The sequence below is a fragment of the Methanoregula sp. genome (assembly GCF_028679125.1).
In the GTDB taxonomy this organism is placed as follows: Archaea; Halobacteriota; Methanomicrobia; order Methanomicrobiales; family Methanospirillaceae; genus Methanoregula.
Genome location: NZ_JAJRCG010000002.1, coordinates 1 through 25,162 on the forward strand (window position 1 = coordinate 1; position 25,162 = coordinate 25,162).

The 25,162-nt window shown below is 44.8% G+C and carries 21 protein-coding genes and 1 pseudogene; 9 read left to right on the forward strand and 13 right to left on the reverse strand.

Annotation, left to right across the window (positions count from 1 at the left end; genetic code table 11):
* On the reverse strand, nt 1-176 hold a 176-nt coding region (locus LUQ43_RS01730), incomplete at its 3' end, for a GTP-binding protein (protein WP_299963642.1).
* A gap of 302 nt (nt 177-478) precedes the next feature.
* Here LUQ43_RS01730 and LUQ43_RS13370 point away from each other — a divergent pair.
* On the forward strand, nt 479-640 hold the full coding sequence (locus LUQ43_RS13370; protein WP_363318471.1) for a hypothetical protein: 162 nt from the start codon (nt 479-481) through the stop codon (nt 638-640).
* Nucleotides 641-929: 289 nt separating this feature from the next.
* Here LUQ43_RS13370 and cobS read toward each other — a convergent pair whose 3' ends face one another.
* Nucleotides 930-1,640, reverse strand: a complete 711-nt coding sequence (gene cobS / locus LUQ43_RS01740; protein WP_299963181.1) for an adenosylcobinamide-GDP ribazoletransferase — start codon at nt 1,638-1,640, stop codon at nt 930-932.
* The gene (locus LUQ43_RS01745) at nt 1,637-2,071 is read right to left on the reverse strand and encodes a phosphatidylglycerophosphatase A (protein WP_299963183.1); all 435 of its coding nucleotides are present in this window, start codon (nt 2,069-2,071) and stop codon (nt 1,637-1,639) included. The genes cobS and LUQ43_RS01745 overlap by 4 nt, the downstream gene beginning before the upstream one ends.
* Nucleotides 2,072-2,168: 97 nt before the next feature.
* On the opposite strand from LUQ43_RS01745, the gene cobT reads away from it, so the two are divergent.
* From cobT to LUQ43_RS01765, 4 genes are read left to right on the forward strand one after another with little or no spacing between them, the layout of a single operon-like run.
* Nucleotides 2,169-3,179, forward strand: a complete 1,011-nt coding sequence (gene cobT / locus LUQ43_RS01750; RefSeq protein WP_299963185.1) for a nicotinate mononucleotide-dependent phosphoribosyltransferase CobT — start codon at nt 2,169-2,171, stop codon at nt 3,177-3,179.
* Nucleotides 3,180-3,216: 37 nt separating this feature from the next.
* Nucleotides 3,217-3,777 carry a GMP synthase subunit A gene (locus LUQ43_RS01755; protein ID WP_299963643.1) on the forward strand — a complete coding sequence of 187 codons (561 nt, stop codon included), beginning with the start codon at nt 3,217-3,219 and terminating at the stop codon, nt 3,775-3,777.
* A gap of 59 nt (nt 3,778-3,836) precedes the next feature.
* Nucleotides 3,837-4,862 (forward strand): DUF3821 domain-containing protein, encoded by a 1,026-nt coding sequence (locus tag LUQ43_RS01760; protein ID WP_299963187.1) that lies wholly within the window; start codon nt 3,837-3,839, stop codon nt 4,860-4,862.
* A gap of 48 nt (nt 4,863-4,910) precedes the next feature.
* A complete protein-coding gene (locus LUQ43_RS01765; RefSeq protein ID WP_299963189.1) occupies nt 4,911-5,417 on the forward strand; it encodes a nitroreductase family protein in 507 nt (168 codons plus the stop codon).
* A 334-nt stretch (nt 5,418-5,751) separates the two neighbouring features.
* Here the strand turns inward: LUQ43_RS01765 and LUQ43_RS01770 are convergent.
* A pseudogene (locus tag LUQ43_RS01770) lies at nt 5,752-6,639 on the reverse strand (IS5 family transposase); the annotation flags it as partial.
* Nucleotides 6,640-7,298: 659 nt separating this feature from the next.
* Between LUQ43_RS01770 and hxlA the strand changes: the two are divergent.
* Nucleotides 7,299-8,585, forward strand: coding sequence for a 3-hexulose-6-phosphate synthase (gene hxlA, locus LUQ43_RS01775; RefSeq protein WP_299963191.1), 1,287 nt, complete (start codon nt 7,299-7,301; stop codon nt 8,583-8,585).
* Nucleotides 8,586-8,608: 23 nt separating this feature from the next.
* On the opposite strand, the gene LUQ43_RS01780 is transcribed toward hxlA, so the two are convergent.
* The 3 genes from LUQ43_RS01780 to LUQ43_RS01790 are packed head-to-tail and all read right to left on the reverse strand — an operon-like array spanning nt 8,609 to nt 11,634.
* On the reverse strand, nt 8,609-9,043 hold the full coding sequence (locus LUQ43_RS01780; RefSeq protein ID WP_299963193.1) for an ACT domain-containing protein: 435 nt from the start codon (nt 9,041-9,043) through the stop codon (nt 8,609-8,611).
* Nucleotides 9,044-10,345: a phenylacetate--CoA ligase gene (locus LUQ43_RS01785; protein WP_299963195.1), complete on the reverse strand. Its 1,302-nt coding sequence runs from the start codon at nt 10,343-10,345 to the stop codon at nt 9,044-9,046.
* Complete coding sequence (locus LUQ43_RS01790; RefSeq protein ID WP_299963644.1) at nt 10,345-11,634, reverse strand: phenylacetate--CoA ligase; 1,290 nt, start codon at nt 11,632-11,634, stop codon at nt 10,345-10,347. Before LUQ43_RS01790 ends, LUQ43_RS01785 begins: the two co-directional genes overlap by 1 nt.
* A gap of 216 nt (nt 11,635-11,850) precedes the next feature.
* On the opposite strand from LUQ43_RS01790, the gene cas1 reads away from it, so the two are divergent.
* Nucleotides 11,851-12,777 (forward strand): CRISPR-associated endonuclease Cas1, encoded by a 927-nt coding sequence (gene cas1 / locus LUQ43_RS01795; RefSeq protein ID WP_299963196.1) that lies wholly within the window; start codon nt 11,851-11,853, stop codon nt 12,775-12,777.
* Here cas1 and LUQ43_RS01800 read toward each other — a convergent pair.
* The 6 genes from LUQ43_RS01800 to LUQ43_RS01825 form a co-directional block, all read right to left on the reverse strand.
* Nucleotides 12,761-13,054, reverse strand: coding sequence for an acylphosphatase (locus LUQ43_RS01800; protein ID WP_299963199.1), 294 nt, complete (start codon nt 13,052-13,054; stop codon nt 12,761-12,763). The genes cas1 and LUQ43_RS01800 overlap by 17 nt on opposite strands.
* Before the next feature lie 4 nt (nt 13,055-13,058).
* Nucleotides 13,059-16,616: a hypothetical protein gene (locus tag LUQ43_RS01805; protein ID WP_299963201.1), complete on the reverse strand. Its 3,558-nt coding sequence runs from the start codon at nt 16,614-16,616 to the stop codon at nt 13,059-13,061.
* A 253-nt stretch (nt 16,617-16,869) separates the two neighbouring features.
* Nucleotides 16,870-18,237, reverse strand: a complete 1,368-nt coding sequence (gene glmM, locus LUQ43_RS01810) for a phosphoglucosamine mutase (protein ID WP_299963203.1) — start codon at nt 18,235-18,237, stop codon at nt 16,870-16,872.
* A gap of 26 nt (nt 18,238-18,263) precedes the next feature.
* Nucleotides 18,264-18,677 carry a molybdopterin-guanine dinucleotide biosynthesis protein B gene (gene mobB, locus LUQ43_RS01815; protein WP_299963205.1) on the reverse strand — a complete coding sequence of 138 codons (414 nt, stop codon included), beginning with the start codon at nt 18,675-18,677 and terminating at the stop codon, nt 18,264-18,266.
* Nucleotides 18,674-19,447, reverse strand: a complete 774-nt coding sequence (locus LUQ43_RS01820) for a DUF5806 family protein (protein ID WP_299963207.1) — start codon at nt 19,445-19,447, stop codon at nt 18,674-18,676. Before LUQ43_RS01820 ends, mobB begins: the two co-directional genes overlap by 4 nt.
* A 380-nt stretch (nt 19,448-19,827) precedes the next feature.
* Nucleotides 19,828-20,190, reverse strand: a complete 363-nt coding sequence (locus tag LUQ43_RS01825) for a helix-turn-helix domain-containing protein (RefSeq protein WP_299963209.1) — start codon at nt 20,188-20,190, stop codon at nt 19,828-19,830.
* 2,185 nt (nt 20,191-22,375) lie between these two features.
* Here LUQ43_RS01825 and xerA point away from each other — a divergent pair.
* Nucleotides 22,376-23,296: a site-specific tyrosine recombinase/integron integrase gene (gene xerA / locus LUQ43_RS01830; RefSeq protein ID WP_299963211.1), complete on the forward strand. Its 921-nt coding sequence runs from the start codon at nt 22,376-22,378 to the stop codon at nt 23,294-23,296.
* A 1,256-nt stretch (nt 23,297-24,552) separates the two neighbouring features.
* Nucleotides 24,553-25,017, forward strand: coding sequence for a hypothetical protein (locus LUQ43_RS01835; protein WP_299963213.1), 465 nt, complete (start codon nt 24,553-24,555; stop codon nt 25,015-25,017).
* Nucleotides 25,018-25,162 lie beyond the last annotated feature (145 nt).

The window sequence follows — 25,162 nt, forward strand, 5'->3', positions numbered from 1 at the left end:
ACCCATGCAAATTCAAAGGTGGCCTTACCCTTGGATTCAGCCTCCTTGCGGTACCCTTCAATGATGTGGGCCGGTACAGCGCCGGTCTCGAACATCATTCGTCCGACGGTAGTTGACTTTCCGTGGTCGATGTGGCCGATTACGGCCAGATTCATGTGGGGCTTGTCAGATGCCATTTATGTAATCCTCCAAAACATTGAGACTGTCCGCTTACAGTCAGTTTATGCGAGTATTACTTATATGAGACCCAACTATTTAAAATATTTCGATTGACGGGCTTCTTTTTCCGGTGAGAACCCACACATCGGTATACTCATATTGGATCCCTAAAATATCAATGCATATGAAATCTTTGCCCTTCCAGCGTGATGAGAAAAAAAACCGGGTCACGGTCGGCTGTGCAGATGGGGATGTGTCAGTATATAGTCACTGCGCGTATTGCATGCATTGCACAGGTGTACGGACTGGAAGCCGGGTTATGGCGACTCCTCAGAAGTCGGCGCTCAATGATCTCAAAAGGGGAGTTGCAGCAGATGAGAACCTGATGAACGCGGCTATGATGTTCAATTCGCTCATACGGGATGGATCCGCTATTGAATGTGACGACGACGCAAACAAGGGATATCAGGGTCTTTACTAAAAAAACGCCTGTACAAGGGTATACATTTTTCCCGGTTGATAGCGAAAACCGAAGTAACAAATTCCCGTTTTTCTGTCATTTTTTTCGTTTTTTTATAGTAATTTCAATCCGTGTTCTATTACACCTGTAGACAAATTTTCTCACTCCAATAGCCTGCATAAATCGAGTAGTTTGTTTATATCTCCGAGCCACTACGGGAGAAAAAATCGATTAATGCCGGTGTATATCCAAGAGTTGGATAATTATCTATCCATTGGCAGGTTTACTGATACTTTTACCTGATCCGATGTTAGATCAGCGCAATGCTTACGATTACCAACGCCCGGGTGATCTCATTTGAGGCACCGGCAACATCCCCATTAATCCCTCCGAAGATTCGTTGGGAGATCCCGAGAAGTACTATCGGGCAGAGAAGCATGAGGAGCATTGCGGTAATTATTTTTACCGGTGCAATCGGTAAGAGAAAAAGCGGCAGGCATAGCAGGAACGAAACTGCTGGGAAAACGGGTTGCGCGAACTGGTGGAGATAACTGTGCATTCCTTCATGGAATGGTTTGCCATATACGGTGAGAAATGCCATAGAAAATTTTGCACAGACCTCACCAATGATCAATGCGCATGCGATTGACGTGGCTTCCTGCAGTCCAGCAAACAGGAGGAGTGTCACTGCGATCCCTAGTGCGATGGCTCCGGCACCGACATTCCTGTCCGTGAGTGCCCGAATACGTTTTTCTTGATCGCCGTGCGCCATCAACCCGTCACCCAGATCCAGCAGGCCATCGAAATGGTGAGCCCCGGTAATAAGGAGAAGAAGTGCCACCGCAACCGCAGCTGCAATAGTTGGGTTTGCGATAAAGTATACCGGTAGCGCAACGAATACCCCGATTACATAACCTGCAAGCGGGTAAATGTAGGAACGCCGGGCAAACGGTTCGAGATCCTGAGGTTTCCCCAAGGGTAGAACTGTTGTGAACTGGAGCAGTGACTTGATGGTCTTCATAATGATTCGCTATAGAGACGTGACGTGCAGCCGGCAATCAGTCCGGCCACCGCATCATCGAGAAATGGTCCGAGTTTTGCAAGGATGCCGGGCTTTTTCTGGTCATACCGGGTAAATTCGAACCGGGCATAGGTCCCCCCGATACACTCTGCAATCGCCATCCCAAGGATCTCATCGCTTAAGAGAAAAATGGGATCATCAGCGATCTCAGAGTTTTTTCGTTTTGTATACAATTCATCTTCGAGCAGGATGGCCCCGAGCAGAAGGGATGCCACGTTGGGATCTCCCAGGAATTTTTGCATCTTTTTCCGAATCTCAGTTGCCGCCTGTTCATCCGGCATGCCATGGGAGACATACAGTCCCATGGCGGCAGTAACCATATCGTCAAGGGTAATGCCATGATCCAGCAGCCGTTGTTCTATCTCAAACATACCTTAGGAGTAGTAGGAGCGGGTGTATTATATCGTTGTGGATTTTTCGCATCGATAGATTCAATCATTTACACCACGAATTTATAGACTGATTGTTATGGCATTCCTCTCGGAAAAGCCCCCATTTAACGTAAAAAATCCGGTTTTTTGCGGTATTCTTGCCAATACCCTGTTGTCTACAGTCCCCGGGATATCCGGCGCCGGCCCGACACCTGAAAAAACCCTGCTTACTCCGATACTCGATGCGGAACTGATCGCAACTGGCAATGTTACCAGCCACCCGTTCAAGCCAAATACCCCAACAGGTTGTCCCACTCCATCATCCATCACCCGGGCAATGATCGCCCTCATGGGCATTGAACCGCTGTTCGTGAATGCCGGTTTACACCAGACGCCAACGGTTCCCTGCTACGATCTCTACGGATCGGTTGGCGAAGACCCGCGGTTACGGGATGCAGTCCCCCATGCACGTATCCTTTTTAATCAGGGTGAATCACTGGGGAAATTCCTCACCCATGCCAGCGATCTCCTTGTCATCGGCGAATGTGTGCCGGGCGGAACCACTACCGCACTCTGCGTCTTGCGTGCATTAGGATATGAAGCATCCGTAAGCAGCAGTTTCATCGAGAACCCGGTATCGATAAAAGAAGAGATCTGCTCAAAAACACTCGCACGAATCACTGCTGACAAGGTCTCTGAACCGCTCGATATTGTCCGTTACACCGGTGATCCAATGATGCCAGTGGCAGCAGGGATGATCAAATCGTATACCGGCAATATCCTTCTTGCCGGGGGTACCCAGATGCTCTCGGTTGCAGCCCTGGCAAAGGCGATGGGAATGACACCTCCCGCGGTCGTAACCACCACATATGTTCGGGATGATCCCACCGCCAATATCGATCATATTGCCAGCCGGATTGGCGTACCTATGTATTATGTGGACCCTGGATTCGGGACGCTCGGTCATACGGGTCTGGCACGGTACTGTATCGGCGAGGTCAAGGAAGGATTTGGAGCCGGGGGTGCAATGTGTCTTGCGTACCTCATGGGATATTCCGAAGAAACAATCCGTGAGCGGATCCTTTCCACCGCAAAAGCCTGCAGCTGAACAGTCTTATAGGATTCCAAGAGAAACGGGTACTGCAATGCTTCCGATCTACGTTGTGAACAATTTCGGGCAATTCAATCATCTCATAAACCGGGCACTGCGGGATATTGATATCGATGCAACACTTATCCCGAACACGACAGCTCCAGAAGAGGTTCGGAATGGTTGCCGTGGGATCATTCTTGGTGGCGGACCTGCAATCGAGCGGGCCGGAAACTGCAGCCAGTACCTCGATCTTGGATTGCCGGTTCTTGGGATCTGCCTTGGTCTGCATATAATCGCCAGGCACTTTGGCGGAGATGTGCATACGGGCCAGAGTGGGGGGTATGGGCCGGTGGATATCGAGATCTGCGAAAACGATGCTATCCTCGAAGGATACCCGGAAAAAATGAACGTCTGGGCATCCCATGCGGATGAGGTCTCTCGGATTCCCGAGGGTTTTACCCTTCTGGCCCAATCATCGATATGCAACAATGAAGCGATTGCACTTCCCGATAAGCATATTTACGGCCTCCAGTGGCATCCGGAAGTCAGTCATACCTTTGAGGGAAAACGCGTTTTTGAAAATTTTCACCGGATTATCCTTGATAACCCATAAACACTTTATTCTTGTCAGTCTACCTTTTTCATTATCAAGCACAGCAATTGGGGATGATTATGGCAGATAAAATTATTACAGGTATTGCGCTTCTTACCGGGTTTCTTATTCTGATATGCCCTGCAGCAGCCGATATTAATAAAATCTCGGCAGGGAATACCGTATTTATCGGGGAACAGGGTCTCGACGTTAGTTCGATCCTCTCTTCCGGTGATCAGATCGGATGGTGGGCATCAGGAGCATCGATTGCGGGGAGCTCCCCGGACTCTATTGTATCTGTGTCGGATGCATCGAACTTTTACGTGACACAAAGCGATTTTGCGAGCCGGACCGGGTCATGGTATGTCCTCCCGGCAAAGACAATTGCATTCATGGTTGCAGATCCCTATCTTGATCTTATAGTGGAAGATACGACAGTTGGTGTTGATGTGACCAACAAGTGGGTGCCTACTGATGATGAACTCCGGTTCAGAATAGACTCCAATCTTGTCCAGATGACCCAGAGATCCCTTGTGACTGGGGTTCCCGTTACTATCAAGGTGCGGACTCCTGATGGAGCGATCCTCTCATCACTCACTAGTAACTCCGGAGGTACGACCTCCCTTGTCAATTATAACCTTATCTCCACTCCCCAGTATACCGGTTCGATCTGGGGTACAAGCAACCGTGATACATATCTCCCGGGAACCTATACCGTCTGGGTGGAATGCAATGTCAATCAGATGAACGATAATTACGGGCAGAGCGGTAAGACCATCAGTAGTAAAGTGACCGTCCTCAATCAGGACAGAAACCCATTGATTACTGATAAATCATATGTGACAAATCCGACCACAGCAATCACCACCGCTACTACCAGAATCCCTGCGATTGTGACAACGAAAGAAACAACCCCGCTGCCGACAACGCTTCCCGCAACAACCACTCTTGTACCGGAGATCCCGTCAACTGTTGAAACACTTCCTCCATCACCAGCAATAGTGGAATCAACCGTTGTACCAACCACCCATGTCCCGGGTTTTGAAGCGGGCCTTGCAATTGCAGCCGCAATCTTCGGACTGGTTCTCTACCCGAAGAGAAAATAATTTTTTCACTTCGCAACATTTTATTATCAGGATCTCCCATTACGGTGCATGAATGTTGTAACCACCGTGATCAAATCCCGCCACAGTGTCAGGAAATTTAAACCGGATTCTGTTGATGAACTGGCCATCCGGGATGCTATCGAATGTGCAGCCTTGGCACCCACGGCCAGAAACGTTCAGCCATGGCTTTTCGGTGTGATAAAAGAGAAGCAGGTTCTGGAAAAGATAGCAGAACTTGCTGATAACGGAAGGTTCATCGCTGACTGTACCCTCTGTTTTGCGGTCTTTGGCGAGAAGAAAGAGACCTATTATCTTGAAGACTGCTGTGCGGCAACAGAGAACCTGATTCTGGCGCTTCAGGCATACGGTGTTTCATCATGCTGGGTGGCTGGCGATAAGAAAGACTATGCGGAACCGGTTCGAATCCTGCTGAATGTGCCTGATAAGTATACCCTCGTTTCTCTGGTTGCGGCGGGAACTCCCGCAGAGATCACCATTGCCCCCAAGAAGGTTCAGAAAAAGATCCAGTTCTTCGAAACGTATGAAAAAGAATAATCGGTAATCTTCAGGTAAATACCTTTTTTCGGGTATCGCGCGCGGTACCGTTCTTTATAATAATTCCATTCTCCTTCCGGAAGTATTATAGACTCCCGAAGAGAGGGTACCAGAACTGGCAAATGCGGGTCTGTTTTCCAGACCCCAGTACTTCACTGAATTTGAGCCCGGGCTAAAGAAAAGCGAAAGATCTCAACAGGCAGTGGATGCCGGATATGGTTACTATAGGGTAAAAACTCCAGCCGGATATTAAGGTATTCTCCAGAGCCATTTTTTCAGGCAGAGTCTGCTGAAATTTTTTTGCTCTGTAGAAAACCTTAATCCAAACAAATTGTATGAATCTGTCAAGGTTAGCGAGGATGATCTTGCACGAGATTTCCTTCTTCTGGATTTGGAATATCCTGGATTTCAGATCGGCTCCGAACCTACGCTTCAGAATAGAGAACTTAGTTTCAACCAGGAAACGTTTTCGATACCGCTCAACATCGAAATTATCCGTCATCTTCTTTCGATATTTCCCCCATACATTCTTGGAATACTGATGGGAACGAGCGGGAATGATCGAATTTGCCTTTAGAGTTTCACGGATAAACCGGTGCATTTTCTCTGAGTCGTAACCCCGGTCCATGAGATAGCATTCAGATTTAAGGAGTCTATGGCATTCTTTGAGAAGGGAGAATGCGTGTCGTGAATCATGAACCCTGCTTTTTGAGATCCTTAATCCAGTGATAACCTGCTGATCAACATCGATAGAAATTGTGGTTTTCAGGAAATGTTTTCGGATCTTACCGGTTCTTTCAGAGTAATAATGGCTGCAGTATCCGCTGGTAAACCTGGATGAATCGATGGCAGTAATCGAGATTCTATCGTCAGGGAAATAGAATATTTTCAGGGTGCTCTTCAGGAGAAGATTGAAGTAGATGGGTTTGATCCGGCTGAAAAATTTCTGGAGTGTTGTGAAGTGAGGGATGGTTTTGAGTCCTAAAGCGTCTCGGATTCGATCCATCTCTTCGAGGTTACTAACAACCGTCCGGTAATCTTCCTTCCGGGATTCTTTGAACAACAGGATTGTCAGAAGTTGATGCTGGGTATAATCTCTCCTCGAATATTTACTGGAATACCGTGGCAGATGAGTCGAGCGTACCAATGAGATGGCATATTCAATAAACCTGATAAACCGTCCAGACGATCTCTTATTTGTCCCCTTACAACTTGACGACACATCAGAGTAAGGAGACAATATACTTTAGATCTTTCGGTCGATCTCTTTCTTCTTCTCCCTCGTTGAAATCATTTCTACAGAGCAAAAAATTTCAATCGCGATCATGAGGTGTCAGTTGATGAGGCGATTATCGGATAATTATCCGACAAAATGCATGTACAAGCGATAAAATTTTTAATTTGCCGGCGTGAGATGGTTTGCCGATCAATCAGACCCTGCCTGAAAAATTTTGAGCAGGGGGTGAGGGGGTGGTTGAAAATTGTTTGCCGGAGATCGATCGCGATGCTGATAATGGTGTAAATATTCGTTCAGGTTTTTGGCAGGTAATGTACACAGCCAAGATTCACAAAGATATTATGAGAGAAGTACTGCGACCCATCAAAAGATATTTTTTTCAGGAATTCCCGGGGGATGGTACCCCACACAGGACCTTGAGAGGAACCCCCTTATTCATCTCATCCTCATTGGGCAGTTCCCCCTTTAATTGGACGAGTCTGTGGGGTCCTTCTCAAGGTGGCATTATCTGAACTGGATTTGTGTAAGTAATTCCGATACTGGTAGTACCTCTTTTCATATTTTATGGTGACTTAATAATCCGTGTCTCCCGGTTTTACCGGCTCTGGGAATTATTAAGCATTCGGCAAATCAGATCAATGATCATGAAACATGCGATCCTCCAGGTGGCTCTGGATCTCCTTGATCTGGATCGTGCATTACAGATCGCACGTGAATCTGTTGATGGCGGTGCCGACTGGATTGAAGCCGGCACTCCTCTCATCAAGAGCGAAGGGATGCATGCTATCCGGTCACTGCGCCAGCATTTCCCGAAATCTGTCATCGTTGCAGACATGAAGGTGGCCGATACCGGTGCGCTGGAAGTGGAGATGGCAGCAAAAGCCGGTGCCAATGTCATTTGTATCCTTGCTGATGCAGACGATGCGGTCATATCTGAATCTGTCCGGGCTGCACAACTCTACGGTGTACGTATCATGGCTGACCTGATCAATGTCCCGGATCCGCTCACCCGTGCGAAAGAACTGGAATCGTTCGGTGTCCACATCATCTGTGCCCACGTGGGCATCGATCAACAGATGACCGGAAAAGATTCAATGGACCTCCTGACAACTCTGTCGGGTCAGATCCGTATCCCCATTGCAGTCGCCGGTGGAATCGATGCTTCGGGTGCCGGAGAAGCTGTCCGGTGCGGTGCCGAAATTGTGATTGTTGGTGGAAATATTGTCCGTTCAGGAGATGTAACCGGATCAACGAAAAAGATCCGTTCCGGCATGAACTCGCGCTCACGGAAGTCATCGCGGAAAAAAACCGTGGACGAGGAGACCCGGGAAATCCTCCTCCAGGTATCGGCACCTAATGTTACCGATGCAATGCACCGCAAAGGGGCAATGACCGGCATTGTCTCGATATGCGGCAACGTGAAACTGGTGGGCAGGGCAGTCACGGTCCAGACCTTTGCCGGGGACTGGGCAAAACCTGTTGAGGCAATTGATGTGGCCGTCAAGGGCGATGTTATTGTCATCAACAATGCCGGTGGCGTTCATGTTGCCCCATGGGGTGAACTGGCCACGTTAAGCTGCGTGAAGAACGGGGTTGAAGGGGTTGTTATCGATGGCGCGGTCCGGGATGTTGATGATATTCGTGCATTAAAATATCCTCTTTTTGCAAAGGCAACGGTGCCCAACGCCGGGGAACCCAAAGGAATGGGGGAGATTAATGCAGAGATCCAGTGCTGCGGACAATATGTGCGGCCAGGTGACTGGATTATAGGGGACGAGAGCGGTGTAGTGGTCATTCCGGCGGAACGGGCGTATGAGATTGCCCGACGGGCGCTTGAGATCCGGAAGACCGAGGAGCGTATCCGGGAAGAGATCCAGCGGGGAAGCACGCTGGCAAAAGTCGGGTACCTGGAGAAGTGGGAGAAGAAATAATTAAAAGGGATAAATCGGTTTTTTCAGTGGAAGACGGATCTCTCGATCAGGGTTGCACCTGATTTCTGGATCTTCTTTATTGCGTCTTCAACCTGATCGACGCGGAGGATAAGGACTGCGCCCTCTTTTCCGGAATATGCATAAGAATATTCGATGTTGATGCCTGCATCCCCGAGGATCTTTGCAACCTCGTACAGCCCGCCTGGCTGGTCTTTCATCTTGACCGCGATTACATCCGTAAATGCTATGTTGAACCCCATGGACTGGAGTTTGTCATGGGCTTTCTGCGGGTGATCCACCAGTGCCCTGACAACACCAAAACCATTTGCTTCCGCGATACTGAATGCGAGGATGTTAACCTTCTCCTCTCCCAGCGCATGGGCAATTGCAGCAAGGCGGCCGGGCCGGTTTTCTGAGAATACCGAGATCTGCTTGATCACAAATTTTTTCGTGTCCATTTACATCGACCTCTTATCAATGACTTTCTTCGACTTTCCCTCGAACCTTGGGAGTGATCCAGGTTCGACAAGTTCGACATCAACGTTTACGTTCAGGGAATTCCTGAGCCGGTGTTCAACATTCTGCCGTATATTCATGAGATCATTAATCTTGTCACTGAATGATTCCTTGTTCAGTTCAACACGGACAAGCATATCGTCAAGAGCGCCTTTCCGCTCAACAACAATCTGGAAGTGCTGCCCAACTTCCGGGATGGCCATCAGTGTATGCTCAACCTGCGATGGGAAAACATTGATCCCCCGGATGATCAGCATATCATCGACACGTCCCTCGATCCGGTGGATTCTTGGGGAGGTCCTGCCGCAGGTACAGACCTCGTCATCCATGGTGGCAATATCTCCGATACGGTACCGTATCATGGGCAGGGCTTCTTTCTGGAGTATGGTAATAGTCACTTCCCCCTTCTCGCCCGGCTCCAGCGGCTCTTCGGTCTTGGGATCGATGATCTCAGTAAGTGCAATATCCGACCAGACATGGAACCCGTTTTGTTCAGCACATTCTGTGAACATTGGGCCTGATAATTCGCTGGTGCCATAGACATCGTAGGCCTTAATGCCCAGCCAGTCTTCGATTCTGACCCGCATCTTCTCGGTCCAAGGTTCGGCGCCAAGGATTCCTGTACGGAGTTGTGTGTCCTTGCCGAGATTCACACCCATCTTTTCGGCAACTTCACCAATATGAAGGAGGTATGAGGGTGTGCAGCAGATCGCAGTAGTACCGAGATCCTGCATAAGTTCAATCTGGCGTTCGGTGTTCCCAACACTTGTAGGAAGAACCGTTGCGCCAATACGTTCAGCACCATAGTGCAGGCCAAGTCCCCCGGTAAAAAGACCGTACCCGTAACTCACCTGGATGACGTCTCCTCGTCCCAGACCAATGGCGGTCATCCCACGGGCAAGGGAGGTTGACCAGAGGTCAAGATCATTCTGGGTGTAGCCGACGACGGTCGGCTTTCCCGTTGTCCCGCTCGAGACATGGTACCGGACCAGTTCATCCCTGCTTGCGGTAAAAATTTTATCAGGATAATTGTCACGCAGATCGCGTTTGAACATAAACGGGAGTTTCCTGACATCGGAAAGTTCGCGAATATCATCGGGATGGACATTCTGCTCCTTCATGCGGTCGTGATAGAACGGGGAAAAACTGTACAGCCGGTATACAAGACTCTTGAGCAGTTTATACTGCATTCTCTGGAGGTCCGCTTTCGGCATCTCTTCAATCCTGGGATCCCATAATGCCATTATATTGCCTCTCTTCGATCAATTACTCTCTTTGCCTTTCCTTCGAACCTCGGCAGTGATCCGGGTTCAACAAGTTTTACCGTGGTTCTCAGTTCCAGTGCATCCCGGAGTTCCTTGACCACTTTCTTCTGGAGCCGGGCAAGGTCTTCAAGTTCGCCGCTGAAGAACTCCCTGTTAATCTCAACATCGACAGTCATCTCATCCAGATGATTGATTCTGTCAATATAGACCATAAACTGATTGCCTACTTCGGGGATTTTCAGGAGCACGTGCTCGATCTGCGAAGGGAAGACGTTGATACCCCGTATGACCAGCATGTCATCGCTTCTTCCGGTAAGCCTGGCAATTTTTTTGCCTCTTTTGCACAGGCATCCGTCCTCCATAAGCATGGTGACATCGCCGGTCCGGTACCTGAGTAACGGCATGGCCTCTTTGACGAGTGGAGTCACGACCAGTTCGCCGCGTTCGCCATCTGCCACCGTCTCTCCAGTTCTTGGATCGATGATCTCAACAAGGTAACTGTCGTGCCAGATATGCAGGCCATCCCTCTCTTGGCATTCGAACGCAACGCCGGGTCCGAATAGTTCACTCATACCATAGGAATCATATGCGGTCACCCCGAGACGTTCTTCAAGGGTTTTTCTTGTACTCTCTGACCAGGGCTCTGCACCAAAGAGTCCCGTTTTGAGGCTGTCAAGCCCAGTCCCCATCTCTTCGGCTACTTCGGAGAGATGCATGGCATAACTGGGAGTGCAGTGGATTGTCGTGACACCGAAGTCATTGATCATATCGATCTGGCGTTTGGTATTTCCTGTCGCACTGGGAATGACCGTCATTCCGATCTTCTCGGCCCCGTAATGAAACCCGAGACCTCCGGTGAACATACCGTAGTTGACCATGTTCTGGAAGATATCGTCTTTGGTAATTCCAACCATGGTCATGTTCCTGGCAATGAGGTCGGACCAGGTATCCAGATCATTACGGGTATATCCGACAACTGTTGGTTTACCGGTGGTCCCTGAAGTTGTATGGATCCTGACTATATCCCGGAGCGGGACTGCAAAGAACCCGAATGGGTAACCGTCCCTGAGGTCCTGCTTTTTGGTAAAAGGTATTTTGCGGATGTCCTCGAGGGTTTTTATCGACGTTTTTTTTATGCCCGCTTCAGCAAGAAGGTTCCGGTAAAAAGGAACGTTTTGGACCTGATTAAATGTTTTTTTCAGACGTTTGAACTGAAGTTCTCTCAGCTCAACCGGCTTGAGTGTCTCTATTTTCTTGTCCCAGAACATTTGTAGCACCATGCCCTGTTATGCTATAACATGACGAAAGTACATATATCGTTTGCTAGAGTTTATATCCACCGAAACGTGGTTTCTCCGTCTCATATTTGTTTGCGCGGTTGATGTATCATCATGGCGATACAATAACCCAAAACGATGAATTAATCCGTGCCCCTGTGGTAGTACTGAACAGAGTCCGGCACGTGTGCTTCGGTGTTGATCGCAATGGAATATCCTTGGGTTTCGGTAAGCGGTTTTGGTGCAATCATCAAATCAACCCAAAAACACCTTATTATCCAGAAGAAGACCCGTACCGAACAGTACCCCATCGGGGAGGTTGCAAATCTCCTTGTCGTTGGTGGGCATACGATACAATCGTCAACCATCTCACAGCTTGCCCGGAATGGAACATATATCTCGTTTTTTGATCCTGATGGAACCCCAACCGGTACAATCCGGCCTTTTGCAGATGCAGACCAGAAAGATCTCTTTCATGAACAGCAGGCAGCCCCACGCCAGCGGTTTGCTATCGCCATTGCGCAGGCATCGATAAAATCCCGTCTGTTTGCCATAGAGCGTATTCAGGAATCGCAGAATGTTCACCTGTTTTATGAAGGAGAATTTGATGTTCTTCAGAAATCCTTGGAAGAACTGGAATATCTCATCAAACTTGACGAGATACGGAGATTGCACAAACTGGTTTCGGACATGTATTATGAGATCATGGCCCGGAGTCTCCCTTCAGATCTGGGATTCCGAAGGCGGACGATCAAACCCCAGGTAGATCCCGTCAACGCAATGCTCTCGTTTGGTTATGCGATGTTATACGGAAACTGTTCTATTGCCGTTATCGGCGCCCGTCTTAATCCCGATATGGGAATGCTGTATGCCGGAAAAGGTGGCCTTGTGCAGGATCTTATCGATCCCCTGAAGGCAGGTATGATCGATCCGATTGTCTTCCAGATGGCAGGAAAATCCCTGATCGCTTCGGATTATGAGTTGACAAAAGACCGGTGTATGCTCTCCGATGCCGTTATCACTGCACTTATGAAGTCATTCTATTCAACGGTTACTACAGAAAAAGTGAACGAACAAGTGAATAATTTTTCCAAATCCCTGAAAAATTACGGGGATCTCAAAATTCTGTACTGATCCGTTCTTCATTTTTCACAATCGAAAACCCATTGAATGTCCTGATGGAGGTCTCATTGATCTGTACATCCCTGACCACGGCCCGGGGACAGCTGTACACCATGGATACAAATTTTTCAAGGATCATCGACTCACCGGTCGCATAGATCCTGACCTTGCCATCAGGAAGGTTGGCAACGGTCCCCCCGACATTCAACTCCTGAGCGATCCTGCGGATACATGCTCTGAATCCCACCTTCTGGACTCTTCCACTAATGATGATATCAACGGTTTTCATTGTATCACATTCTCTGCATAATCTTGATGGCAAGACCCAATTCATCGAACACTTCATCCCTCAGTGAAGACTGTCTGATATTGGTTGCAGCGTCAATGGCATAATCAAGGATCTCCTGGGCCGTTTTCTCGCATCCCGCTGAAAATGTTTTAAGGGCAATATCGCACATGACATACGCCCTGCGGGAAAGCGGTCTGATGATCCGTGCCTCCTTAATGGAATTCTGGAGCATTTTACGGGAGAGTTTCTCTTGCCCTGTCTTTTTAAAATAAATTGAAAGGTAACTAAAAAAAACTGCTTCCTTCCCCCGGTCAGCTACAGTTCTGACAAGTCGTTCCAGAGCAGTAACATTGTTCGAATGAATACCTTCTTTGATCATTTTCTCTGAGAGGGATTTGATTTTTACAAATTGGGGTGTTATCTCATACATCTCTGTATATCCCATCTGTTCAAGGCGATAGAGACGGACTTCATCATCATCAATGGTTTTTGTGATCTGGATTGCATGCGAAAGCATTTTTTTATCAGGTTTTTCCTGATTTAGTGAAATATACACTTCAGCGATCTGGTTCCGGATAATGTCTGCAATTGACTGGATATTGATCTTTTTTGTCAGGGCTTCTGTTTTCTTAAGCAGTTTGAGGGGGAGTTCCTCATCGGAATTAGAAATGGTCAGTGGAATGATGGTAAGTAACATAGAAGATTTTTCATACGGCGATGAGATCCTGTCAATAGCCCCTTCCATGGTTTTTATAAGTTCTCTGCAACGAGATTGGTTTTCCCGAGTCATAGTGTAAATGGAGACAAGTGAGTTGACATACTCCACGGGATCAGTAATCCTCTGGGCGATCTGGAGTGCAATTGAATACCATTGTGGATCCGGATGAAGGGTGTTCAATCTGACAATGGTAAACACAACCTGACGGCAGGTTGTCGCGGCTTTGTCGAATTCGATGTCATCCAGTTGCTCAATACCCCGCAGGAGAAACTGTTCAGATGCAATAGGATCTATCTGGCTGTATGATGAAGATAGGTATGAGAGGACAAGTACTTTCTGATAGCTAACAGAAAGGATATCCAAATTATTAACCACATCCGCAAGAACCTGCTTTGCATGATCGGGTCTTCTCAAATGTGTAAGAAGGTCAGCGAGATCACATAATCCTGTGAGTCTGACATAGGGATCATTGATCATGAGAAGAATGCGGTGTATCAACTCGATAATGCGCTGGCTTGAATTTGACAGGTCGTTTTTCCGAATCAGAAATGCCATGGTTTCATAGGGATCTGTAGAATTCGGATGAGTGATATCTTCATTCAGGTTCGAAATGATGCGCGACATCATTGCATCGCGTTCATAGGGGTTCTTGATCTCTGTTGCGAACATTGCGAGTGGTATAATGTAATCCAGAGTGTTACAGGAACGGGAATATGATAGGATAATATCGATAATTCCTGCAATTTTAAGGGAGACCTGCGGTGATTTTACCTGTTCTTTGATAATCTCAAGTCCACGCTCAAATGGCAAAAATATTATTGCAGGATCTTCTCCATCTGGTGGAGTGGGGGTATTTTTTAAGATAATGCAACCGATTTTCACAAAACACTCAGCAATCCTTTCGAATAACTGCACTTTCAGTGATGTATCGCCGATTTCATTGGCAATGAGGTACGCCTCTTCAAGGGCTTCGCAGGATTGACGGTCAAGAGCAAATTTTATCACCCCGTCAATGATGTTCGCCATTGCATAGGATATGAGGTCTTTTTCAAGCAGGGAGTTGCTCCAGACTTTCATACGAAGCAGTAGGTCAAGATCTCCCTGTTGTGCGGCAAGAATAGATGCCTCATCAATGATGGTACTCAAAGCTGCAGAACGGGTATTTTGCCCCTCGATTTCACAGGTAAGGCCCACGGCTCTCTGGAGAAAATCGCGATTTTTCGAGTTTACGCCAATTTTTGCGATTTTAATTACTATATTTGATATCGCCCGTTCGCGAAGCGGTTGTTCTTTAATGGATCCTGCAAAACGGATCAGGATACTGGGATCATTGGAATCAAGAAAACCACGATCCACCATTATGGTGATGCACTCCAGAACAAGATGATCATGTTTTGGGTGGATGAGAATGAGATTTCGGATTGAGAGGAGGTGGGGGATCAGTTCTTTGAATGTGCTGCCCTTGTTCACCTCAATAACAGCACGATAGATGGTATTGTTTACTACCTCCTTGTTGAGTTTTACAAGGATGTTATTATGAATCAAGGGAATACTGTCATTAAGAATTCCTTCTTTGAGCAACTGGATCAGGCATTCTGAGTAAAGAGCATTGTTTTCTGATTCATGGTTGATTTTTCCGAATATGCCCAGTGCTGAACTAAAATTCCCTGATGAAAGCATAATCTGTGAAAATTGGAGATAAATCCGTGAGAGGATCTCGGTGCTGCAATGACGGTCAATAACAGGAATTAGTTCATTAAGAACCTGCATGTCATTTAAATGACCAGCAACGGAGATCCCTGCACGGACCATCTCTCTTGTGGGGAATTCCTCTGCATCTGAAATATGCTGCTGGAGATTTAATGCCGTGGAGAAAAACCACGGGTCCCCCGATCGTTCCGCTTTTCTCAACAAATCTATAACAATGGTGCCTGTTACTTTCGGTTTATCACGACATAAATGTCCGAGAACGGCAATGATTTGTTGTTTATCCTTTACCCTTTCGAGTAATTGTTCGGTCAATGCACTGATGATTTCCAGGAAAGCCTCATGGGAATCGGCGGTAAAATTCTCCAAAAACTGCGAGATATCTGCCATCTCTTTACTAAACTCTGCTTTTGCGCCTCTACTGATGATTTCCGAAATACAATCCTGGCGGCGTATCTTCTGGTGAATTGTAGTTGCATTTTGGAGACTATCAAAAAATAGATCTCTGTCTTTTTCCAGCACTGCTACGGTTGCCAGTGCTTTTGCAAGTTCTGCATGCAGAACAGCCCGCTTGGAAATGTCCCCAATCTCTTCGATGAGAACAAGCGAAGTAAACAGTATTTTTTTATTGCGTGTTGTTATTGCCCAGACGATAAGAAGGGGGATGATATCGATCATGATATCTGACCGGTATTTTCGGAAACTGATACGATCCAACATTGTCATCCCCTGATCGATCAGTTTCGGGGCTGCTTCAGATACACCAGCATCAATGAGATCCCGGGCGACCATCGCATAGACTCGGGACTGGTTGCTTTTCTTCCCGATCTTTTCAGATAATGAAAAAACTGATTCCAGCCAACGGTTATCCTTTGTGGTGATATATTGTCTGACAATCCGTGAGAATAATTCTTCAATCTCCCCGCTCTGTATTTCCTGAAGGGCAAGAAGAAGTGAAGGTTTATTGTTTTTCAGTGCGGTATCCAGGATAATTTTGTTGAGACCGGCTACGATGTTTTTTCTGGCGCGTCTTCCCTGAATGTTCTCGATTCCCGTGACAACGGATTCCAGAGATTTCCAGTCTTCTGGAGAAAGCATGTTTTGTATATCGTGGAATATCTCAATGGATCGGACCATTATGTATCACAGAGGGTTGATGAATAAACTGAATTTGACTGAGGTATCTAATAAAATTTTCTAAACTGTATTCGTGCAATTTTTTTTTATTTGAGCATAATGCGCTCAATTTTTTCTTTTTTTGTTAAATGGAAGAGTAATGTCTGTCATTTTTTTATATAAATCATTATTTGGCTCTTATTTGTGTAAAAACGTATGAAATATCCCTGAATAGGCATTTGAAGAAATTGTATCAATTATATGGAAAAATCCACTAGATCGCAAGGATCTGCCGTATGTGGTTTTTTACTTCATTATAGAATGCCGCTGCTGTGACACTGGTGTCAGCATCAACGAAAATGCGGATGATGGGTTCGGTGCCGGATGATCTTACGAGAACCCAGTCTGTTTTTTTGTGTATTTTTATACCATCAGTTTCATCAATTATCTCATGCGAATAAACCGTTTTTAATAATTCTAGTATCTCGGCTCCCTTGTTAGTGGCAATTTTTTCCTTGATAATCACCCGTTTTGGGAGTTGGTCAACATGCTCGGAAAGCGTTTTCCCGGTTGATGAGAGAAGAAACACCATCATTGCTGCAGTCATGCCCCCATCCCGGCAGAACTGATGATCGGGGAAGATCAATCCACCATTCCCCTCACCTCCGAAAATCACTGGTTTCCCCTGTTCCAGCAATGAACGCATGGTCCTGGCAACGTAAATGCTTCCCACGGCAGTATATTCTACCGAACATTGTTCCGATTTGGCAACGGATTCCAGAATCTGCCCCGTGCTGACCGGGGTAACAATAATTCCCTTCTTATTATGGCAGATATGTTGTGCTATCAGCGCAAATTGCTGGTTTTCCTCGACAAACCTTCCCTGTTCGTCGATAAACACCGCACGATCTGCATCCCCGTCATGAGCAACCCCGAATGCAGCGCCGCTGCTTGTGACAAGGGCAGCACAGTTCTTCAGGCCCTCTACTGATGGTTCCGGCAGCCTGCCAGGGAATGTTCCATCCATTATTCCATTGATGGTGATTACCTTGCATCCCATTTCCGTAAGTATTCGTGATGTGGTCAGACATGCCGGGCCGGATCCTGGATCAACGACTACGGTCATTCCTTTGCCTGGCTTGCCAGAAAAATAACCGGTGATTGCTTTGATATAGTGTTCAATATGTTCCGGGGCTGCGGTTTCTGTCCCGACTTTATCCCAGGGAACCGTTGTGAATGACCGGTTAAATAGTATCTGCTCAAGTTTGATGGTCTCCTCATCTCCCATCTCTGTGCCATCCGGTTCGATGATCTTCACGCCATTATATTCCGGAGGATTGTGCGATGCGGTGATCATTGCTCCTCCGTCAAATTTTCCCTTGACAGTATACTGTAGTGCTGGTGTGGGCAGAATCCCACAATCAACAACATCACAGCCGGTAGAAAGAAGCCCTGCTTTCAAGGCTCTTACAAACATATCGCCGGAAGTACGAGTATCTCTGCCAACGGCGATCCTACCCTTTCGCATTGAACCGAGGGATTTACCAATTGCAAGCACCAGTTCCGGTGTGAGTTCTTTTCCAACAACTCCTCTCACACCGTTTGTTCCGAATAATCGTTTCTGCATTTTTTTTACGGTCATATGCACTACCACTTGTTGTATTACAGTTATTTAAAATCGTCAAAAAGATGGAGCGATTGTATTACGTCATCAGTCGTAGGATTGGATAATACGCACCGATCTATCTCGAGGTTTCCAATCACAATTTTCGCAAAGGATCGTTTTTTATATCCTTCAATGATGGCAAACCCGATCCCCTTGTCAGCATAGAACCGCAGGGTATCATCAAGCTCCGTACTGTCAATTACCGATACGGTTTTTTTTGCATCAATCCCGGTTGTGATGTCTGCACCGGCATTAAAAAAATGGGTGGTATCTTTCTCATCTTCAAGATGATACTCGTGATCCCCCAGATGTTTTATTACGCCTACAGATCCAATTTTTTTCAGTTCAGGAACCAGTTTTCGGATGAATGTTGTTTTTCCTGAGTTTGACCTGCCTGCGACCTGAATAATTTTCATAATGATGTCTTCCTATCACTATGTTCTTCCCGGATGAGAAAATCCTGATGATTGGTTTCGCTGGTTTTTTCTTCGGGAGGACGCGGGACACCCCTCTGTAATGGTGAATTATTTTCCGAATTATCCGGCAACTCCTTCCCAATCAATGGTGTGAGGTCTATCTTTTGATCCGTGGATGGAATTGAAGGGAGGATGAGGGATTTTTCCTGAAGTTTTTCAGGAGAATTTGGTATGGCATCCTGCGATTCATCGGTTTTGTTACTGTCCTCATTACGAGTCTTAAGCATGGTTTTTGCTGCCTCGCCGACACTTCTCATTACGCAGGTGATACGATCTTCAATATCAATCTCCTCATCTATGTCGAGGGTGGTCCCTTCGACTTCCAGGAGGAAACGGGAAACTTCACTGGCTTCAAAAAGGAGGTCGTCAAGTTCATCTGTAGTAAAAAATCCACACATGGCGCCATAGAAGAATGTAGCACTGGCTTTACGGACTTTTCGTTTGAATGAATTCCGTGCCTGATTGACTGCCTGGGGGGTGTATGTGTCTTCCATGAACGGAACAAGTTCTGGCAGATGCTTTCCAATAAATGTCATCTCTGCCCCTCCGGAGGTACGGAAGTCTGTACACAATCTGGCCAGGGCCCATTCACGAGCGGTAATGTACGTTCTCTTACGCAGAAACTGGTTCACTTTATGGTAGGTGGCACCATCGACCTTTTTGAATTTTTTATACTTGTTGATCTCTTGTTGTATTCCTGAATCATCCACGTTTGAACACCCATTGATTGATGTCATCATTTTTTAATGGACATTTTTCTGTTTTCTGTATAGCATTATTTGGTTTATTATTTATAAAATAAGTATGGGTTTTCCTTTTTTTATCGAGGATTAGTCACAATATCGGTGAATCTCCCACCGGATTGTATGAGAAAATGGTTGGTAGTCAAAATGAAATTATATCATTTGGCATGAGACTCCGTTTCATCTCGTGACTGTTCAGAAATTTTTTGGATAACTCGGATTAATCTGTCTAGAATTAACACATAACGAAGCCGGATGATTAGTGAGTCCTATAAGTGCCAATACAATAGTCAAGAACCGTTCATAAAAAATATTTGAAATAAAAAAGGGAGACTGAGAATTCACAATTATTTTTTTGGGGGTTGTTCCCCCATGATATCTTGGATATAATGCTTCATTCTTACCTGTGGTGAGGCATCATTATTTTCCTTTTCTGCACTGTGCGTTTCATTTTGCTGATTGGGGGACTTTATAGTAGTGGTTAATTCTTGATTATTCCCCATGGGTAATCTGGTATGTTGCAATGATCGGATATTGGTATTCCTTGTAATAAATGAATCAAGCGCCGCTTTTGGTATTCTCCAGGCACGATAGGATATTTTTGTTCCCTCTAATTTTCCGGATCGAAGCCAGAGATGGACGGTCTTTTGGTGAACACCAAGAATTTCTGCAACCTGTTTGGGGTTCAGCAACTGGGTATTTTCATCCATTGTCTAATATTACCAATGATTCCCTTTGCTTATAATCTTTCATCTAGTGAAAACGCGATCGTACATCCTACCAGTTGAGCAGCATTTTTACAGTTCTTTTAACTACTGTATCATTTTCAATACACCATATCCTGTAGAGAAAAATGGTCTTGTGCCAAGTTATTGAATAAAGTGTGACGCGATCTGTTTGAGAAAGCGTTGTATTACTTTTTTCGTTTTGTTATGTATAGCATCATATGGTTTATTTAAAGAGAGACAAATGGAATATAATTTTTAAATACTGTCAATTTATGCCCCTTTTTGAAATTTAACCCGAAATACCAACATATCCCGAATCTGCTAATTGTACATCCCTTCAGGGATGTAGAATAGGTATACCGATTAGTCACGGTGACACAACTGATCTTTTTGTCTGAAAACTTGTTTAAAGCGCGAATTCGGGAAAAATGCTGAATACCTGGTAATTCTCTGGCAACCACTCACCGGCATTCATAAAAAAATGAGAACCGTTATAACCCCAAATGGTTGTGGTTATTACAATTCTGTGGGGGATCTCTGTGATCTGGACTCGTTTTTTCATACCCGTGCGTGACTTCCTCGAACTTCTGTTCATGATAGTGAATTCTATCCAACGATTCCATATGGGAATAATTTGGGTCCATTTAATCTCCCCATGAAAATCGCATTTACTGCCTTTGTTTTCTATCTCAAGGATTGAAAAGTGAGGATAATAACCGATACTTCCAGTTCAATCGTTTCTCTTTCGGAAGCTTCAGGTCTGACTGTCGGGTTACTGATACTCTGTGTTTCCCTTTGTGGTAAGGTGTACTACGACTCGATAATGAGCGTTCTTAAATCGGTGATAACGAATCTTCTATTCATAGTGGATATTGTTGTTTTTAGGAACGTAGTTCTCACCGTATGCGTTCGTTATGATGATCGTTATATGGTATGTGAATTGGAAGAACTTGATCGCGATTTGCCAATTATCTCCTCTCGTCAGGGGATTATGTTCATCATAAAGCAGTTAATAAGAATATTCACGTCAAATTCAACTACAAAATTCCCCTCTGAACTGGACTATAGGAGTATAATCTCAATGGTCATAACCTGGACCCTGGCTGTGATGAGTTTAATATTATTTAACGTAAGTCAAAATCTTTGTTGATTTGTTATGTCCGGCAACATTAAATTTTCAGAACAAGCAGGGTCATTAGCAGGTGCATAAATTTTTGAGTTTTTTAATTAAATAGGACCCATTCTGGAGCCCGCTGCCAATATAAGGTATTTTTCAATAAATTAACCCGATTTTATCTCATTTATGCATATTTCATAAGAAAAACAGACGCGATCCGGAGTGCCTTTCCCACCTCACGGGTAATCCTGTTGTGATGACGATATATTCTTGGAATTAATTCTTAAGCATTGTAATTCCCTGTCCTCGTCAAAACCGGATGGCACAAATGGATATCAGATCACGTGAAAAAAATTTACATCTTTAATTTCTACACTCTCATAATTCACGATGGAAAATGGGAAGTATTGTAATGTGGATTATTTGGTTACATTTTTACGTTTATAATTTCTTTTTTCTACAGATTTGATATTGTTTTTTTTGCAGGTCGATTGTGAGGGTTTCATTCCCCCGCGTGGACCTCATCTGATTGCAATTCCTCACTGTTACTCGAAGAATTCCATGATCTGTGGATTGACCGTCTCTTTCGAAGGCATTGCGATGCGGCCCATATCTATCGCGGACTGGCGGTACAAGTAGGGAGCGATCATACCTGCTAAAACAGGTTTTTAATCGAATTTATTTTATAAATATCTCACGTTTTCTCTCTTGATCTGCATAGTAACCATTTCCAGATCCCCTGAAACGTTCATATCGTGCATCCAACGGAGTTTTTCAAGACTGATGGGTTGTTGGACCTCCGTGATGAAAAGAACCCCCCTTTTTGAGGTAATATAATTTCTTTCAGATTCATCAGTTCTTGATTTTTCTTCATTGATTGGTAAGACTGGTAGTGAATGGATAATTAAATTCTATTCAATATTCAAAACGACCGTTTGCCGTGCTCTGCAAAATCTCTCAAATATTTGTGGAGATATCGCAATTTGGAGACTTCGCAGAATAGTTATTCTGCGCAAACCTTTATTTATTAGAGATATGATAGAATAGAGCATGGAACGCGGTTATTTTTCCGAGTGGCTCAAAAGCTACCGGAACTACCTCCGCATGAGAAATTATTCTCCCCGAACGCTTGATAGCTATGAGCAGGTTATCAAGCATTTCGGGTACTATGTCTGGCTCCGCCGGAATGCCGATCCGACAAAACTCGTTTTTTTCTGGAAGGATTTTGAAAAAGCCCGACTTGATACCTCTGTCGAAGTAACTCCGGTCATGATCAATGATTTTCTCTCCTTTGTCTCGTCAATGCAAACATATAAGCCCAAAACATTTCACCGGATGATTTCAACACTGAGTTCCTTTTACCGCTACCTGTATTCCCAGGAGATTGTCAATACAAACCCGATAACTGGTATAGATCGCCCCCGGATAAAACAGCAGGAAATAAAATATCTGAAACATAACCAGGTGCTCCGTCTGATAGATTCCATCGAAGATCCCCGTGACAAACTCATCGTAAGGACAATTTATGCAACGGGTGTGCGTGTATCTGAACTCTGTAACATGAATGTCGAAGATATCGATTTTGATGAACACACAATCCGGATCCGGGGAAAAGGGGACAAGATCCGTCTTGTTTTTATTGACGAGGACTCGCTTGCCGATATCCTGAAGTTTATCGGGAATCGTATTATGGGGCCTTTATTCATCGGACAGCAGGGAAAACATATCTCCTCCAGGGCTATCCAGCACATTTTCAAGCACTATGCCCCTGCAGGGATAACGCCCCATAAGATACGGCACAGCTATGCCAGCGAGTTGTACAAACGCTCGAAAAATCTGAAGGTTGTTCAGGAAAATCTTGGTCATTCATCCATCAAGACAACTGAAATTTATCTGCACACTGATATCGATGAGCGGCGCCAGGTTTACCTGCAGTATTTCCCGCTCTCCGGATCCAATGAAAAGGCCTGATTTTTTTTATTTTCCTTGATATAAACCATATATTGCTATACAAAAATCATTCTTTTTTGCACATCAAATTGTAATGAAATTTTTCCGGTTTGTGTTATCGGCCTCTCATGATTTGATCCGTGGTTACATCCTGGAGATGTCGCATTGACATAAAATCGATTTGTCTTCTCGAGGTGGTATGGAATTCCCTCGTGTTGAGGTAATTACATAGTGCGATGATGGGAATCACTGGCAAGGAATGGTTTTGTGTATTGGTTGTATTGGGAAATTGAAGAGAATCTGTGATGCTTATGGGTATCTTTTCGGGGGAATATATTTTGAAAATTATCCGTGGAAATCTTCCGAATCGTGTACATAGGTCTCAAGATATTTTCTCTAATCTGGCGACTGAAAAACAGAACATTGGATCTTTTTACAGTATAAATCTTCAATCTCCAATTAATATTTGAGTGGTTAACCTGAAAAATTGGATTTTAATTTCAATTCATTTATCTGGTGTAATTTTGTCTTTTCCAATTTTTTCCATTGTGGGATTATTATGAAGATACTTTTTTGAAATCCAAATTTTTAGATTCTAATCTCATCAGTTCTAATTATAAATTTTAATTTAATTCCAAAGTCTGGAGAACTTTCTTTCTGCATCCTTTTGACTTGGTTTACTTTGTTGTTTTTCAATTTGAATGTTCGGGAGATCTCTGGAATCTCTTATACTTTGGAAAAATTAGAATGATTTTCAATTAATGATACCATTCCAATTTTTCAAATTCCCTTGTTATCCTCTGGTGTGTGGGGTGCGTATGTGAAAATTTCATATATTTCCAATGTATTAATTTTCCTTCTAAAATTCATATTGTCAAAATATTTTGAAATCTACTCTCATCAGTAAATTTGTCTGACTTTCAATTCTTTTCCTTAATTGATTCATTCTTTGCACATTTTAATTATAGCGATTATGAATCTTACGTTGATAACAGAAATATATCCAAATATTCCAAATGGTGGGATATTTATTCAGTGTTTTCACAGTAAGGAAAACTGGAAATCCAATCTTATTCGTATAAAAATTTCATAATTGGTTTTTAAAAATACTGGAATTGCATTTCCAATTTGGAATCGTAAATTTGCCCTGTTTATTATAAAAAAAATTCTTATTATGACGTTGGTACTCTTATTTAGTATCGCATCCAATGATAAATTGGATTGGATTCATACCGCAATTCTTTTTTGCCTCCTTACCGACATAGTATGGAGAATTTATGCCGCGGGTCCAGAAACGAAAATATGAAAAAATTGATGAAGCAGAGATCGAACTGGTCATCAAATGTACTGACAGTCATGAATTCTATGAGCGGTACCGGGAAGCATTTCCCACGCGAAAGAAAGGAATTGACAGCATTAGTAAAATCTGGAAACGCCGAGGAGAATTCATAAAAAAGCAACCCGGTGCCATTCAGGATTCTGAACCGGGTAGTTCCCGGAATCCCGAACTGGAAAATCTTGTCGGTGAGCAGAACAAGATTCTTGTGGAATTATCGGGTGTCATGAAAGAACAACTCAAAGTCAGCAAAGAGATCCTGGCAAGACTTCCAAAACAGATCCAGAAATACGAAGAACCCGTTCTCCCAGCCATTAAACATGCGGAGACAAAATTGAAAGAATCCAAAGAACCGGTAAAGCAACCCGGTCATGAAAAACCAACAGATATCATGATTGGATCCTGATGCGGCAGTTCTGAATATTTTTTATTAAATCGCTGTGTACTCTCAAGACGGGTGAAAGAATAAATCGTTAGCCGGGAAGGTATGCTTATAGTCCCCGACTGCCAACCATATATGACCTTTCCCAGCGGGTGAAGGAAGAACAGTT

Coding starts and splice junctions, on each gene's coding strand:
- xerA (WP_299963211.1), top strand. CDS start 22,376: ATGGAACGCGGTTATTTTTCCGAGTGGCTCAAAAGCTACCGGAACTAC.
- LUQ43_RS01760 (WP_299963187.1), top strand. CDS start 3,837: ATGGCAGATAAAATTATTACAGGTATTGCGCTTCTTACCGGGTTTCTT.
- LUQ43_RS13370 (WP_363318471.1), top strand. CDS start 479: ATGGCGACTCCTCAGAAGTCGGCGCTCAATGATCTCAAAAGGGGAGTT.
- LUQ43_RS01800 (WP_299963199.1), bottom strand. CDS start 13,054: ATGAAAACCGTTGATATCATCATTAGTGGAAGAGTCCAGAAGGTGGGA.
- cas1 (WP_299963196.1), top strand. CDS start 11,851: ATGGAATATCCTTGGGTTTCGGTAAGCGGTTTTGGTGCAATCATCAAA.
- cobS (WP_299963181.1), bottom strand. CDS start 1,640: ATGAAGACCATCAAGTCACTGCTCCAGTTCACAACAGTTCTACCCTTG.
- LUQ43_RS01825 (WP_299963209.1), bottom strand. CDS start 20,190: ATGGATGAAAATACCCAGTTGCTGAACCCCAAACAGGTTGCAGAAATT.
- LUQ43_RS01805 (WP_299963201.1), bottom strand. CDS start 16,616: ATGGTCCGATCCATTGAGATATTCCACGATATACAAAACATGCTTTCT.
- LUQ43_RS01745 (WP_299963183.1), bottom strand. CDS start 2,071: ATGTTTGAGATAGAACAACGGCTGCTGGATCATGGCATTACCCTTGAC.
- LUQ43_RS01835 (WP_299963213.1), top strand. CDS start 24,553: ATGCCGCGGGTCCAGAAACGAAAATATGAAAAAATTGATGAAGCAGAG.
- cobT (WP_299963185.1), top strand. CDS start 2,169: ATGGCATTCCTCTCGGAAAAGCCCCCATTTAACGTAAAAAATCCGGTT.
- LUQ43_RS01765 (WP_299963189.1), top strand. CDS start 4,911: ATGAATGTTGTAACCACCGTGATCAAATCCCGCCACAGTGTCAGGAAA.
- LUQ43_RS01785 (WP_299963195.1), bottom strand. CDS start 10,345: ATGGCATTATGGGATCCCAGGATTGAAGAGATGCCGAAAGCGGACCTC.
- LUQ43_RS01790 (WP_299963644.1), bottom strand. CDS start 11,634: ATGTTCTGGGACAAGAAAATAGAGACACTCAAGCCGGTTGAGCTGAGA.
- glmM (WP_299963203.1), bottom strand. CDS start 18,237: ATGACCGTAAAAAAAATGCAGAAACGATTATTCGGAACAAACGGTGTG.
- mobB (WP_299963205.1), bottom strand. CDS start 18,677: ATGAAAATTATTCAGGTCGCAGGCAGGTCAAACTCAGGAAAAACAACA.
- LUQ43_RS01780 (WP_299963193.1), bottom strand. CDS start 9,043: ATGGACACGAAAAAATTTGTGATCAAGCAGATCTCGGTATTCTCAGAA.
- LUQ43_RS01755 (WP_299963643.1), top strand. CDS start 3,217: ATGCTTCCGATCTACGTTGTGAACAATTTCGGGCAATTCAATCATCTC.
- hxlA (WP_299963191.1), top strand. CDS start 7,299: ATGAAACATGCGATCCTCCAGGTGGCTCTGGATCTCCTTGATCTGGAT.